The organism is Flavobacterium sp. LK-23, assembly GCF_058135255.1.
Genome location: NZ_JBYUVT010000001.1, coordinates 514,592 through 529,168, shown reverse-complemented (window position 1 = coordinate 529,168; position 14,577 = coordinate 514,592). Strand labels below are relative to the sequence as shown.

The following is a 14,577-nucleotide window of genomic DNA, read 5'->3' as shown; positions in this document are numbered from 1 at the left end:
AGGCAAAAAAAATAATTGCTATATTTTTCTTAGATTACTGCTACTTTAGCAGCAACTTTCCCTTTTCTTCCTTCTTCTTCTTCGTAGCTTACACGGTCACCTTCGCGTAATTCTTCCGCGTTAATTCCTGAAGCGTGAACGAAGATGTCCTTTCCTGTTTCTTCGTCTGTAATGAATCCATAACCTTTAGATTCATTGAAAAATTTTACTGTACCTGTACGCATTTGTAATGTAATAATAATTTATAATAAACAAATGTAATATTTAAAATCATACAAAAGACATATACGTGTTAATTTTTTGTAAAAATTATTGATTTACAGTGTTTTTACGCGGTTTATTGCGTCAAATTGTTTATAAAATACCATAATTTGCGAATCATTAATTGTAGGAATATAAAAACATTACGTTTGTAGGAATATGATAATTCACAAAAAATAGCATTTAAGATTTTTCTTAGTATTTCGTTAAATTAAAAAAGCCGCTGAAATTTCAGCGGCTTTTTGTTTTTTTATGAATAATTTACTTCAAATTAAGCAATATCTACTTTAATTCGAAGTTCTTTTAATTGTGCGTCGTCAATTGCAGCAGGAGCATCGATCATTACATCGCGTCCTGAATTGTTTTTAGGGAAAGCGATGAAATCTCTAATTGTTTCCTGACCTCCAAGAATTGCCACAAGTCTGTCAAGACCAAAAGCAAGTCCTCCGTGAGGTGGTGCTCCAAATTGGAAAGCATCCATTAAGAAACCGAATTGTGCTTTTGCTTCTTCTTCAGTAAATCCTAAATATTTGAACATTAATTGTTGTGTCGCTTTATCGTGAATACGAATAGATCCACCTCCAATTTCATTTCCGTTTAAAACCATATCATAAGCGTTTGCACGAACTTTTCCAGGTTCTGTTTCTAGTAAAGCCATATCTTCTGGTTTTGGAGAAGTAAATGGATGGTGCATTGCATGGTAGCGACCGCTTTCTTCGTCTAACTCTAATAATGGGAAATCTACCACCCATAATGGAGCAAATTCTTCAGGATTACGTAAGCCTAAACGAGTTGCTAATTCCATACGTAAAGCAGAAAGCTGGGCACGTGTTTTGTTTGCTGGACCAGAAAGAACAAAAATCATATCTCCAGGATTTGCTTCTGTTGCTTTTGCCCAGTTTGTTAAATCGTCTTGATCATAGAATTTATCTACAGATGATTTGTAGGTTCCGTCTTCGTTACATTTTACGTAAACCATTCCAGATGCACCAACTTGCGGACGTTTAACCCAGTCAATTAATCCGTCAATTTCTTTACGAGTGTAATTTCCAGCTCCAGGAACAGCAATCCCGACAACTAATTCAGCTGCATTAAATACAGGGAATTCTTTGTGTTGTGCAAATTCGTTCAATTCTCCAAACTTCATTCCGAAACGGATGTCCGGTTTGTCATTTCCATATGTTTTCATAGCATAGTCGTAGGTAATTCTTGGGAATTTGTCTACTTCAATACCTTTAATTTCTTTTAATAAATGTCTTGTCAATCCTTCGAAAATATTCAAAATATCTTCTTGCTCTACAAATGCCATTTCGCAGTCAATCTGAGTAAACTCTGGCTGACGGTCTGCACGTAAATCTTCGTCACGGAAACATTTCACGATTTGGAAATATTTATCCATTCCACCTACCATCAATAACTGTTTGAAAGTTTGCGGAGATTGCGGTAAAGCGTAAAACTGACCTTCGTTCATACGGCTTGGCACAACAAAATCTCTCGCTCCTTCTGGAGTCGATTTGATTAAATATGGAGTCTCCACTTCGCAGAAATCCAAATCAGATAAATATTTACGAACTTCCATTGCCACTTTGTGACGGAATAATAAACTATTTTTTACTGGATTTCTTCTGATGTCCAAGTAACGGTATTTCATTCTGATATCTTCTCCACCATCAGTTTCATCTTCAATTGTAAAAGGAGGAGTAAGTGCACTATTTAAAATCGTTAATTCTGAAACTAAAATTTCAATTTCACCAGTTGGGATGTTTTTGTTTTTAGCTTCACGTTCAATAACAGTTCCTTTTACCTGAATTACAAATTCACGTCCAAGTGTTTTTGCCAATTCAAAAACAGTTTTATTAGTACGACTTTCGTCAAAAATAAGTTGTGTAATTCCGTAGCGGTCACGTAAATCGACCCAATTCATAAATCCTTTATCACGTGATTTTTGAACCCAGCCCGCAAGTGTAACTTCGGTATTAATATTTGAAGCGTTTAATTCGCCACAATTATGACTTCTATACATAATCAAAATTTTAGACTGCAAAAGTAAATACAAAATTCAAGATAATATAGTAAAGTGATAAGTTGATGCAGAATAATTTTAAATATTTTGTTAATTCCAAAAAGTGGAAGCTTTAATTTCTTTAGTTTTGATTATCTAAAAACTAATTGACATACCTATGAAAAAACTTTTTGTTGCAGGTTTAGTAATTTTTAATACTTTAAACATTGTCGCCCAAGGCACAAATTCTATCAAATTTACGGCTACAATTGCCAATAGAAATAGTGATACTTTAATAATTAAAGGAAGAGATAATTTTGAGAAAGTAATCCCGATTGATAAAAAAGGAGTTTTTGCAACCGCTTTTGATGCTCCTCAAGGATTTTATGTGTTGTATGATGGGAAGGAATCTTCTAATTTGTATTTAAAACCAAATTCTGAAGTCAATTTAACACTAAATGCGCAAGAATTTGATGAAACGATTGTGTATAAAGGTAAAGGAGTGGAGGAAAGTAACTTTTTAGCGCAACAGGCTTTAAATGATGAAAACTTTACTAAAGAGGCTTTTACGAAAGAACCGAATGAATTTACTGCTTTACTGGATGGCAAATTGAAATCGGATACAGAAAAAATAGAGAAGAGTGATTTTCCGGCCGAGTTTAAAACTGCCTTAAAGCGCAGTTTTGAAAGTTTCCACCAATATGTAGCGCAAGATTATGAGAGAGTTTTAAAATCAAATAAATTTATAGGAAAAGCTTCTCCGAGTTTTGATTATGAAAATTATAAAGGAGGAAAAACCAAACTTTCTGATTTTAAAGGGAAATATGTTTACATTGATTTGTGGGCAATTTGGTGCGCACCTTGTAGAGCTGAGATTCCATATTTAAAAAAGCTTGAAGAAAAGTATCATGGAAAAAATATCGAGTTTGTGAGTATCTCTATTGATAAATTGAAAGACAGCGACAAATGGAGAAAATTTGTTGCCGATAAAAGTCTTGGAGGCACACAGCTTTTAGCTGATAAAGATTGGGAATCTGAGTTTATAGTTAATTATAATGTAACTGGAATTCCAAGATTTATTCTGCTAGATCCAAGTGGTAATATTGTAAAATATGATGCGGCGAGACCTTCAGACCCAGAATTGGATAAACAACTTACAGCATTATTGAACTAATTTATTTATGAAATTTACAACGTTATCGTAAAGTTTAAATATTTCTAAAACACCAGTAAAACCAGTGCCTGAGCGCTGGTTTTTTTATTAGGACTATTTTTCCAATGTTAAGTTTTTAATCAATGTTACCAAATTGTTAAGTAAAAGTTTTTTTAATGTAAACTATTAACTATATTTGATAAAGATTTCTTAACATTAATACCTAAAGATATGAAAAAGAGTGTAATTTTAGCTGCAATATTGTTCTCTGGAATTGTAGTTGCACAAGAAGGAAAGCCTGAATTAGAAGCTGCTGGAAACAAGGTAAAAGCAACGTATTACTATGAAAGTGGTAAAGTGCAGCAAGAAGGCTTTTTTAAAGACGGTAAATTAGACGGTGTTTGGGTATCTTATGACGAAAATGGAAACAAAAAAGCCGTTGGAGAATACGCAGACGGAGTTAAAACTGGCAAATGGATTTACTTTAATGAAGACAGCTTGAAAGAAGTAGCCTATGTTGACAACAAAGTAAGTTCGGTTAAAAATTTACAGAAAAATGCTTTAGCAAACAGAAATTAATCACATAATTTCAGTCCAATTATAAAAAAACCGTCCCGATACTTCGGGACGGTTTTTTTATGCTTTTACTTTTTTAGATTTCTTGTTTCTTCCAAACCAAATTATAAATCCAGTGATAGGAAGTATGGCGGCAATTAAGCTCACGGTAAAAGCTATAATTTTTCCTGGAAGATCTAGAACTTGCCCTGTATGTATTCCGTAATTCATTTCTACAACCTGTAATCCTAAAGTCTTTTTATCAAATGTCTGGCTTTGAATCAATTTTCCGCTTGACGGATGAAAATAATAATTGCTCTGCTGATCGTAACGTAAGGTATGCGGATAGGCGCCTGTACTCACAATATCGCCTTTTTGTTGCGGAATCATTAAAAAGAACATTTCTGCTTTTGGCTGTAATCTTAAGGTTTGAGTAAATGCTTTGTCAATTGCAGTAACTGAATTTGCTTTGAAAGTGGTTGTGTCTATTATCGGCACTTTGGTTTCGGTTTCTTTGTCTCCACCAAAATTGAAAGATTTATAAATTCCGTCGCCAACCCATTCGTAAGTAAAAGTAAGTCCGGTTATAGCAAGAATTAAGGCAATTAATGAAATGTAAAAACCGGTAGTATTATGCCAATCGTAATTTACTCGTCGCCATTTTGCATTCCATTTAATGGTGAAACTTCTTTTAATGTCACTTTTTCGTTTCGGCCACCATTGTATAATTCCCGAAATTAATAATAGAATAAAAATTATGGTTGCGCCACCAATAATATGTTTTCCAATATAATCGGGTAGGAGAAGGTACAAATGAATGTATTCTACAATAATAAAGAAATCGGTTTTTGGATTTTCTGTTTTTAAATATTTGCCTGTATAGGGATTAAAATAGAGATATAAATTCTCTGTATCCGAATAGGTATAAACAATTGCCGATCTGTTTTTTCCGTAATAAGCAATCATACTGATCTTGTTTGCCGGAATAACTTCTTGTGCTTTTTTCTGTAATTGAGATGGTAATAGAAAAGGTTTGTTTTGAGGTTCAACCAAACGCCATTCTTTTCTTGTAATGTCTTTTATTTCGTCGTGAAAACAAAAAATGCAGCCCGTAATACAAACTATAAAAACAATAAGCCCAGAAATTAATCCGAGCCATTTGTGTATAAAACGTATTTTGGTTTTGAATCCCATCTTTTGATTAAAAGCGTAAAAGTATACGCAAAATCGATATGAGACAAATTATTCTAAAGTATTTTGTTTACAAGTGTGAGTTTGTGCTTACAAAGAATTGATTTCTCAAAGCGCTAAGTTTTTATTTTAAAGCCACAGATTAAAAAAATTGAAAAGATTTTCTCCCACAGATTTTATGGATAAAATAATATTAAAAAAAATCTGCTAAATCTGCAGAATCTGCGTGAAACAAAAACTTAGCGTCTTCGCGCCTTTGTGGCAAAAATCATTTAAGAAACGACTTTTTTAGACTTTAAATGATAAGCGGTGTATAATGAAATTCCAGCTAGGAAAATCCAGAAAACGTCAATAAAGAAAATCTGAAATTTGTTTTCCATAAATGAAGTCCAAAACCAATTTCCAGAAACAATTCCGTTGGTAATTGGAATTAAGAATCCTAAAATACTTCCTGAAATCAGACAGAATTTGTTGGTAAAAGCATCATTCTTTTTAATAATAAAGAAGATGGTTAGCAATAGCCAGCCTCCAAAATAAAGTGCATACAAATTTGACTGACTTAACGGATAGAAAATTTTGCTTCCTATAAAAGCTAGTGCTGTAATTGGATACATACTCAAGCAGATTGCCAGATAAATGCGAACAACGGCGTTATTGAAACGTCTTTTCTTTTCTGGCATATTGTTTTTTTGTCGAGCAACAAGCCAAATCATAACTCCAGAAATAATGACAAAACAGGTTATAATTCCTAAAATGAAGCTTACAATTTTTAAAGCATATCCGCCATAATCGCCAAAATGTATTCTATACAAAACATTTTTTACAACATCCAAATAACTGGTTTGTGCAATTGGGTCTTTTTTGGCAATTTCTTTTCCGTCGGCAACTCTGTAAACTACTTTTCCAATTCCAGTAAACTTTTTATGGCTTAAAAGTTCGCCTTCTACTAAAACATGCATATTGGCATCTCCATAATTTTGGATAAAAACACGGGTAATTTCAAAATCGGCCCAATTCTTTTTGGTTTTGGCAACCAGCTCATTAATATTAAATGGATTAGCCAGTTTTTTATTTTCAAATTTATAATCGGGATCTGTATATTCCAGTTCCTTATATAGTTTATCTTGGTCTCCTTTGTATAAAGCCATTACTGCTGGTGCTACAATTAAAAGTTTAATCATAAAAAATGCACCTGTAACTGCATATACAAATTGAAATGGCAACCCAATCATTCCTAAAGCGGTATGTGCATCTGTCCAAAGTGTTTTTAATTTTTCTTTCGGACGAAACATGTAAAAGTTAGAAACAATTTTATTCCAATGCAATAAAACTCCTGTTATGATTGCGAATAAAAAAAACAAAGCTGTAAATCCAGATAAATAGTATCCTATAGGATATGGAATTTGTGCCAGAAAGTGCAGACGGTATAAAAGCTCACCTAATGAATACGATTCTTCATAAGTATAGCTTTTGTAATTTTTGTTGTCTAAATAAAAAAACTCTCCTGCTTGCTGTTTTTTTGGAGCCAAGGTATCTTTGGTTCCTTCCATATAGACCGCAACTCGATTTTCTACTGAAGGTTTTGAAATCGTGATATTTCTTCCGTGCAAAACATATTTTTTGTCCAGATGCTGCAATGCGTTATTGTAATCTAATTGAATTTCTCTTGTGATTGCTGTAGATTCACTTCTTTCCCAATTGATGATTTCATCTCTAAAAAAAGAAAAAGATCCAGCGAAGAAAATTACAAAAAGAACTACACTGATCACGATTCCGCTGACAGTATGTGTGTGAAAATAGATATTGTAATGACGGTTATTCATAAATATTATTGTGCCGTATTATAGGTTTGACCCAAATAGATAAAAAGACAAAAAAGTAACGAAAGCAAGATGTAAATTCCCCATATTTTCCAACCACTTTTGGCTAAAAATGCAATGATCATTAAAGCGACCCATAGAATAAAACCGCTAAAGGCCATTGTGATTAATACATTGGCACGGTTAAACCAAGAAGCTAAAGCCAAATGAAAAGTAACAGAAACAAAGTATCCTCCTAAAATTGCGGCGGTAATTTTGGAAAAGCGTGGCCAAAAAGAGGGATTTAGATATTTTGAATTTGCTGGCATAATTTGATAATGATTACTGGTAGTAGAATTCTGTTAGTGCAATAAAAACCAGTAATGCCAAAAGTAACTTACTGTTTATTTTTTTTAGTGGTGCAAGGATAATGATTAAACTTCCAACTGTCATGAGCTGAATAAAAAACATCAAAGTGCCACAACCTAATGATTGCGTAAAAAGCCACATCATGTAAGCAGATAACAAAAGCATTAAGCCAATGATTTTAGTTTGCTTTGGATTTTTCTGCATCCATTTTTCAAAACCTAAATCATAAGACAATACAGCTCTTTTTGAAGTATAATAAAGAGTGTAAAAAGCTAAAAAAACGATAAGACTGGCAGTTGTAATCATAATCTTTAAAATTTAAAAAACACCTTTCTCATAAAAGAAAGGTGTTTTTGCTGTTTTATATTAGAATCTGTATGAGAAGTTCGCTGCTACAGTTCTCATGTTTCTTGGATGAATTGTTGACCAACCATCATATGTATCAACATTAGCAATATTGTCTAATTTTAATGTCAATGTGTATTTTTCTGTTCCGTAGAAAATAGAAGAATTTAAAACAGTATAAGAAGGTATTGTAAATTGACCAACACCATTTCTGTTCATGATTAAGTTTTTGTCAGCATAGTTTCCTCCAAATCCTAAACCAAAACCTTTTAAATCTCCTTCTGGGAATTTATAACTTGCCCAAAGATTTGCTAAGTTTCTTGGTCCTGAACTCTCTGGTCTACGTCCTACAAAAGAAGGATCTCCAGCCTTTAAGACAGCATCAACATAGCTGTAACCTGCTACGATGTTTAAACCATCAATAGGGTTTGCAACAAATTCTGCTTCAAAACCTTTATTTCTTTGTGCCCCATCTTGATAAGGTGTTTGAGATGTAGCCGTATAAACTACATAAACTTGGTCTTTTACCTGAATGTCATAGTAGCTGAATGTCGCGTAAAGTTTATCTTTAAACACGTTTAATTTTGTACCAATTTCAAATTGGTTAGCGTGTTCTGGTTTGAAAGTTCTTGGGCGAGTAGTCCCATCACCTAAAATTTCTGTTACTGGAGCAGAATTAGCAAAACCATCCATATAGTTTGCAAAAAGCGAAACTTTATCTATAATTGGCTGATAAACGATACCAAATTTAGGAGAAAATGCAGTTTGATTAAAGTCATCTGCACTTGTTGATACATCACCAGCAGTTACAAAACGGTCAACACGTAAACTTGCCATTGCTGATAAAGCAGGTGTAAAATTGATTACATCAGAAAAGTAGGCGCTGTAAACTTCTTGTTTTGTTTTGTTCATACTAATTCCAGCACTTGCAATAAGAGCATCAGTTCCAGCTTTAGTTAAGTTTCCATTATCTCCATTAGTGATGTATTTAGTAGGATCTGTGATGTTATAAAGATATTGATTCACAGTGGCAACATCTAGATTACCAATATAGATATTACCATTTCTTACGTAATTAGAGCTATTGTCAACCATGCCTCTATTGAAGTAGTCCAAACCAACAACAAGACGGTTTCTTAGACTTCCTATTTTAAAGTCTCCAATAAAATTTTGTTGAATATCTGTTGTTAGAGTTGTAGAATTTTGATAATTCATAGAACGTCCTAAAACAATTCCTTCGCTTATTTCAGCTGGAGCGTACTGAGTTCCTTCGTATAAATAGCTATAGTATCCATTAGATGAAGAAGAACCTCTTGAAACTACAGTTTGTGAAGTCCATTGGTCGTTGAATTTGTACATCATTTGACCTTGCAAATTGTATGAAGGAGTTTCGATTGCCAATTCATTACTAGTGTAAGAACGTTTGTTGTCGTAACCTAATTCATTCATATTGTGAACCCTTAACGGAGCTGCTCTGTCTAAAAATAACATAGTAGCGTTTGTCTGTTTGTTGTTCATGAATTCTGTATTAACGAAAAACGAAAGTTTATCATTAACTTGGTAAGATAATGATGGAGCAAAAAAGAACGATTTTTTAAATCCAGCATCTTGGAAACTGTTTTCTGTATGATAAGCAGTATTTACGCGGAAATTAATTCTGTGTTCCTCGTCTACAGGAGTATTAACATCTGCCGTTACTCTGTTTAAACCATTGCTTCCAGCAGTATAGCTAACTTCTCCTCCAAAACGATCATAAGGTTTTTTTGTAGTTAAGTTAATTAAACCTCCATAAGAGATTAAACTGCTTCCGAATAAAGTACCAGAAGGACCTTTAATTACTTCAATTTTATCTATGTTAGCAGGGTCTAAACCTCCGTTTGTTAATCCTGGCAATCCATTAGTCATTGTTGGCTGTACAGCAAATCCTCTTAAAGAGAAGTAACCTGCACCATCACCTCCACGACCTGTAGAAGCCCAAAGAGGTGTTAATCCTGGAGCATTTTTAAGCGCATCGTCAAGATTGGTAACTACTTGTTCTTTTAATAACTCAGCAGTAATTGTAGTATAAACTTGTGGGTTTTCAAGATTTTTAAGAGGTAATCTTGATACTTGTTGTGTTTCTTTACGAGCTAGCGGATTTTTTCTGTTTCCGTTTACAACAATTTCATTTAATTCTTGAGAGTTTTCACTAATTCTAAAATCCTCAATAATTGAATCGCCGCCATTAAGGCTAACGCTTTTTTCTTTAGAAGAATAACCAATTCCAGAAACTTTTATCACATAGTTACCTGGTTTAATATTTTTAATTTCATAGAAACCGTTGGCGTCTGTGCTAGTTCCTATTTTTGTTCCTTTCAATGTGACAGACACATTATCTGCAGCTTGATTATTTGTTAAGCTAATTTGACCTTTAATAGTTGCTTTTTCTTGAGCCAAAGCTGAAACGCTGGTCATTAAAGCAAAACAAAAACTCAAAAAAGAAACTGTAAATTTTAATTTCATTTTTATTTAGAATTAATTTTGATAGTGCAAATTTAATTGTTGGATAGCAACTAAACAAGTTATTCTTATTTATTCTAAATTAAATAGTTTTTAAAGGTTAAAATTTTCATTAATTCAAAAAATTAACATCTTAAGCTAATCTTAAGTTAATTTTAAGCAAAAAAAAACCTGTTCTAATGAAAGAACAGGTTTTTATATTGTCGAAAATTACTTAAAAATTACAACTCTAAAGCACGTTTAGCGTCACCATTCATTAATAATTCTACTGGGTTTTCTAAAGCCTCTTTTACAGCAACTAAGAAACCAACAGACTCACGTCCGTCGATGATTCTGTGATCGTAAGAAAGAGCAACGTACATCATTGGGTGAATTTCAACTTTTCCGTTTACAGCAATCGGACGCTCGATGATGTTGTGCATTCCTAAGATTCCTGATTGCGGAGGGTTGATGATTGGAGTAGATAACATACTTCCAAAAACTCCACCATTAGTAATTGTAAAAGTTCCTCCAGTCATATCGTCAACTGTAATTTGACCGTCACGAGCTCTTAAAGCTAATCTTTTGATTTCAGCTTCAATTCCACGGAAAGTCAATAATTCAGCATTACGAACAACAGGAACCATTAATCCTTTTGGTCCTGAAACTGCGATTGAGATGTCAGCAAAATCATAAGCGATTTTGTAATCACCATCCATCATTGAGTTAACATCTGGATATAATTGTAAAGCTCTTGTAACTGCTTTTGTAAAGAATGACATAAAACCTAAACCAAGACCACCATGTTTTGCTTTGAAAGCATCTTTGTATTCGTTACGAATTTGGTTGATTGGTGTCATGTTTACTTCGTTGAAAGTAGTAAGCATAGCTGTTTCATTTTTAGCTGAAACTAGTCTTTCTGCTACTTTACGACGTAACATAGATAATTTTGTACGCTCAGTTCCACGGCTTCCACCAGTTGGAGTTCCCATAGATGGTACTGCATTTACAGCATCATCTTTAGTAATTCTTCCGCCTTTACCAGTTCCTGAAACTGTTGCTGGAGCAATATTTTTTTCGTCTAATATTTTTCTCGCTGCCGGAGATGGAGTTCCAGCTGCATAGCTTGTTGCTGCCGGAGCCGCTTTCGGAGCCTCAGCTTTTGGTGCTTCTGCCTTTGGAGCTTCCGCTTTTGGAGCTTCCGCTTTTGGTGCCTCAGCTTTAGGAGCTTCCGCCGCTGGAGCTGCACCACCTGCTGGTTTAGCAGCATCTGTATCAATTAAACAAACTACAGCACCTACAGCTACTGTATCACCTTCTTCAGCTTTTAGTGTAATTACACCGCTCATTTCAGCAGGTAATTCAAGAGTAGCTTTATCTGAATCAACTTCAGCAATCGCCTGATCTTTTTCTACATAATCTCCGTCTTTTACTAACCAAGTTGCAATTTCAACTTCTTTTATTGATTCCCCTGGTGATGGGACTTTCATTTCTAAAATCATCTTATTTCTTTGTTTAAGGTTTTTATGGTTTCAATCCCGATAGCTATCGGGATTGAAACTTGAAACATTTTTTTATTATCTGAATAAATTTTTATCGAATACCATTCTAATTGCATCTGCATGACGACGTTTCGCACGTGTGTAGCTTCCAGATGCTGGAGCAGAATATGCTTTTAATGAAGCCAATCTCCATTTTACAAGATCAAAGTTCATTAACATAAAGCTGTAAGCTCCCATGTTTTTAGGCTCTTCTTGCGCCCAAACATAATCGTCAGCATTTGGATATTGTGCAATAATTTCTTTGATTTGATCTACAGGGAAAGGGAATAATTGTTCGATACGAACCACTGCAACATCATTTCTTCCGTTGTTTTCTCTTTCTGCTACGATATCATAGTAGAATTTACCTGTAACAAAAACTAAAGTTTTTACACCTTTTTTGTCTACGGTATTGTCATCAATTGTTTCTTGGAAACTTCCGTTTGCAATTTCTTCAACTGTAGATACACATCTTGGATCACGCAATAAACTTTTTGGAGAGAAAACTACCAATGGTTTACGGAAATTCGTTTTCATTTGTCTTCTTAACAAGTGGAAGAAGTTAGCAGGCGTTGTACAATCTGCAACATACATGTTGTGTCTTGCGCAAAGCTGTAAGTAACGCTCCATTCTTGCAGAAGAGTGTTCTGCACCTTGTCCTTCATATCCGTGAGGCAATAATAAAACGATACCATTTTGGTTGTTCCATTTGTCTTCACCACAAGAAATGTATTGGTCAATCATGATTTGAGCACCGTTAGAGAAATCTCCAAATTGTGCTTCCCAGATTGTTAAGGCTTTTGGGTTTGCTAATGCATATCCATAATCAAAACCTAAAACACCATATTCTGATAAAAGTGAATTGAATACACCAAAGTTTCCTTTTTTGTTTTCAATAGCGTTCAATAAGATTACCTCTTCTTCAGAATCTTCTACTTTTACAACAGCATGACGGTGAGAGAATGTACCACGCTCAACGTCTTGACCAGAAATACGAACGTCGAATCCTTCTGTTAAAAGTGAACCGTAAGCTAGTGCTTCTGCAGTTCCCCAATCGATGGTATTGTTATCGTAACCAGCTTTTCTGTCTGTAACAATTTTACTGATTTTGTTAATAAACTTTTTGTCTTCAGGTAAAGTTGAGATTGTCTTAATGATAGAATCTAATCCTTCTTTGGCAAAAGTAGTGTCAACTTTTTGAAGCATTTGTGTATCTGTTACTTGAACAAATCCGTCCCATTCGTTTTTCATGAATGGAGTAATGATTGTTAAGTCTTTTTTACGTGAAGCTTCTAAGTTTTCTTCTAAAGCAGATTTGTATTGTTTTTCTAAAGCATTAACATAAGATGCATCGATTACACCGTCAGAAAGTAATTTATCTGCGTAGATGTCTCTTGGGTTTTTATGTTTAGCAATGATTTTGTATAAAACAGGTTGTGTGAAACGAGGTTCGTCACCTTCGTTGTGTCCGTATTTTCTATATCCTAATAAGTCAATAAATACGTCACGTCCAAATTGCATTCTGTAGTCTAATGCAAAAGATACAGCGTGTACAACAGCCTCTGCATCATCAGCATTTACGTGTAATACTGGAGAAAGAGTCACTTTAGCAACGTCTGTACAATAAGTAGAAGAACGAGCGTCTAAGTAGTTTGTTGTAAATCCAACTTGGTTGTTAATTACAATGTGGATTGTTCCTCCAGTTTTGTAACCATCAAGTTGGGCCATCTGAATGATTTCATATAAAATACCTTGACCTGCAATTGCAGCATCTCCGTGTACTGCGATTGGCAATACTTTAGAGAAATCGTCAGCATAGTATTTATCTTGTTTAGCTCTTGTGATACCTTCAATTACAGCTCCAACAGTTTCTAGGTGAGAAGGGTTTGGCGCTAAATTGATGTTGATGCTTTTTCCTGATCTTGTTTTTTTGTCGGCAGTAAGACCTAAGTGGTATTTTACGTCACCGTCAAAATATTCTTGATCGTAATCTTTACCGTCAAACTCACCAAAGATATCTTGAGTAGATTTTCCGAAGATGTTTGCCAAAACGTTCAAACGACCACGGTGAGCCATTCCCATTACGAATTGTTCAACACCTTTTTCAGCAGCTTGCTCGATTAAAGCATCTAAAGCTGGGATGATAGATTCTCCACCTTCTAATGAGAAACGTTTTTGTCCAACATATTTAGTATGAAGGAAGTTCTCAAAAGAAACAGCTTCGTTTAATTTATTTAAGATTGTTTTCTTTTCTTCTGTAGAGAAATTTGGCTGATTAACATTTACAGCCAATTTGTCCTGAATCCATTTTACAACACCAGGATTTCTAATGTACATATATTCAATACCGATATGCTGGCAGTAAATAGCTTTAAGACGATTTACGATATCTTGCAAAGAAGAAGGCACCATGCCGATGGTTTGAGCAGCATCAAAAACAGTCGAAAGATCGGCTGTTGTTAACCCGAAGTTTTCAATATCCAAAGTTGGAGATGAAGTTCTACGGTCACGAACAGGATTTGTTTTCGTGAATAAATGCCCGCGCGTACGGTATCCGTCAATTAATTTTAGTACATTGAATTCTTTTTGCAGTTTTTCTGAAACCAAACTACAGTCTGCGTTGTCGCTAGTCACGTACTCAACGATCGTTTGCACTGGATTTTCGTCGTTATAAGTTGTTTGTCCAAAGTCAAAACCTTGAAAAAAACTTCTCCAGCTAGGCTCAACGCTGTCTGGGTTAACTAAATATTGATCGTATAATTGTGCAAAAAACTCGGTATGCGCTGCGTTTAAAAATGAAAACCTATCCATAATATGAGTGAATATACTTTTTTGTTATATAGAAAGGCAAAAGTACAACAATCACATTTATTTAAATCTTTT

The 14,577-nt window shown here is 34.3% G+C and carries 11 protein-coding genes; 2 read left to right on the top strand and 9 right to left on the bottom strand.

From position 1 onward, the window contains the following. Window positions 1-29 precede the first annotated feature (29 nt). Both AC3Y25_RS02235 and aspS read right to left on the bottom strand, forming a co-directional pair. Entirely contained in the window at window positions 30-224 is a 195-nt protein-coding gene (locus AC3Y25_RS02235; protein ID WP_007137066.1) for a cold-shock protein, read from the bottom strand. 308 nt (window positions 225-532) lie between these two features. Next, entirely contained in the window at window positions 533-2,284 is a 1,752-nt protein-coding gene (gene aspS, locus AC3Y25_RS02230) for an aspartate--tRNA ligase (RefSeq protein ID WP_428239003.1), read from the bottom strand. A gap of 157 nt (window positions 2,285-2,441) precedes the next feature. On the opposite strand from aspS, the gene AC3Y25_RS02225 reads away from it, so the two are divergent. Both AC3Y25_RS02225 and AC3Y25_RS02220 read left to right on the top strand, forming a co-directional pair. Next, window positions 2,442-3,437 carry a TlpA family protein disulfide reductase gene (locus tag AC3Y25_RS02225; protein WP_489901593.1) on the top strand — a complete coding sequence of 332 codons (996 nt, stop codon included), beginning with the start codon at window positions 2,442-2,444 and terminating at the stop codon, window positions 3,435-3,437. Window positions 3,438-3,647: 210 nt separating this feature from the next. After that, the gene (locus AC3Y25_RS02220) at window positions 3,648-3,995 is read left to right on the top strand and encodes a toxin-antitoxin system YwqK family antitoxin (RefSeq protein WP_095929657.1); all 348 of its coding nucleotides are present in this window, start codon (window positions 3,648-3,650) and stop codon (window positions 3,993-3,995) included. A 57-nt stretch (window positions 3,996-4,052) separates the two neighbouring features. Here the strand turns inward: AC3Y25_RS02220 and AC3Y25_RS02215 are convergent, their stop codons facing one another. The 7 genes from AC3Y25_RS02215 to AC3Y25_RS02185 all read right to left on the bottom strand — a co-directional run bounded on the left by AC3Y25_RS02215 (window position 4,053) and on the right by AC3Y25_RS02185 (window position 14,505). After that, window positions 4,053-5,165, bottom strand: coding sequence for a PepSY-associated TM helix domain-containing protein (locus tag AC3Y25_RS02215; protein ID WP_489901592.1), 1,113 nt, complete (start codon window positions 5,163-5,165; stop codon window positions 4,053-4,055). 269 nt (window positions 5,166-5,434) lie between these two features. Continuing rightward, window positions 5,435-6,985, bottom strand: coding sequence for a PepSY-associated TM helix domain-containing protein (locus AC3Y25_RS02210; protein WP_489901591.1), 1,551 nt, complete (start codon window positions 6,983-6,985; stop codon window positions 5,435-5,437). Between the two features lie 5 nt (window positions 6,986-6,990). Further along, window positions 6,991-7,290: a hypothetical protein gene (locus tag AC3Y25_RS02205; protein ID WP_320494617.1), complete on the bottom strand. Its 300-nt coding sequence runs from the start codon at window positions 7,288-7,290 to the stop codon at window positions 6,991-6,993. A gap of 13 nt (window positions 7,291-7,303) precedes the next feature. Continuing rightward, on the bottom strand, window positions 7,304-7,636 hold the full coding sequence (locus AC3Y25_RS02200; protein WP_489901590.1) for a hypothetical protein: 333 nt from the start codon (window positions 7,634-7,636) through the stop codon (window positions 7,304-7,306). 60 nt (window positions 7,637-7,696) lie between these two features. Continuing rightward, entirely contained in the window at window positions 7,697-10,177 is a 2,481-nt protein-coding gene (locus AC3Y25_RS02195) for a TonB-dependent siderophore receptor (protein ID WP_489901589.1), read from the bottom strand. Between the two features lie 218 nt (window positions 10,178-10,395). Further along, window positions 10,396-11,655, bottom strand: a complete 1,260-nt coding sequence (odhB, locus tag AC3Y25_RS02190; protein WP_489901588.1) for a 2-oxoglutarate dehydrogenase complex dihydrolipoyllysine-residue succinyltransferase — start codon at window positions 11,653-11,655, stop codon at window positions 10,396-10,398. Between the two features lie 75 nt (window positions 11,656-11,730). Next, entirely contained in the window at window positions 11,731-14,505 is a 2,775-nt protein-coding gene (locus AC3Y25_RS02185; RefSeq protein WP_248729027.1) for a 2-oxoglutarate dehydrogenase E1 component, read from the bottom strand. Window positions 14,506-14,577: the final 72 nt, after the last annotated feature.

Bases quoted from the DNA above. Each gene is read 5' to 3' on its own strand.
- aspS (WP_428239003.1), bottom strand. From the start codon at position 2,284: ATGTATAGAAGTCATAATTGTGGCGAATTAAACGCTTCAAATATTAAT.
- AC3Y25_RS02215 (WP_489901592.1), bottom strand. From the start codon at position 5,165: ATGGGATTCAAAACCAAAATACGTTTTATACACAAATGGCTCGGATTA.
- AC3Y25_RS02185 (WP_248729027.1), bottom strand. From the start codon at position 14,505: ATGGATAGGTTTTCATTTTTAAACGCAGCGCATACCGAGTTTTTTGCA.
- odhB (WP_489901588.1), bottom strand. From the start codon at position 11,655: ATGATTTTAGAAATGAAAGTCCCATCACCAGGGGAATCAATAAAAGAA.
- AC3Y25_RS02225 (WP_489901593.1), top strand. From the start codon at position 2,442: ATGAAAAAACTTTTTGTTGCAGGTTTAGTAATTTTTAATACTTTAAAC.
- AC3Y25_RS02200 (WP_489901590.1), bottom strand. From the start codon at position 7,636: ATGATTACAACTGCCAGTCTTATCGTTTTTTTAGCTTTTTACACTCTT.
- AC3Y25_RS02220 (WP_095929657.1), top strand. From the start codon at position 3,648: ATGAAAAAGAGTGTAATTTTAGCTGCAATATTGTTCTCTGGAATTGTA.
- AC3Y25_RS02195 (WP_489901589.1), bottom strand. From the start codon at position 10,177: ATGAAATTAAAATTTACAGTTTCTTTTTTGAGTTTTTGTTTTGCTTTA.
- AC3Y25_RS02205 (WP_320494617.1), bottom strand. From the start codon at position 7,290: ATGCCAGCAAATTCAAAATATCTAAATCCCTCTTTTTGGCCACGCTTT.
- AC3Y25_RS02235 (WP_007137066.1), bottom strand. From the start codon at position 224: ATGCGTACAGGTACAGTAAAATTTTTCAATGAATCTAAAGGTTATGGA.
- AC3Y25_RS02210 (WP_489901591.1), bottom strand. From the start codon at position 6,985: ATGAATAACCGTCATTACAATATCTATTTTCACACACATACTGTCAGC.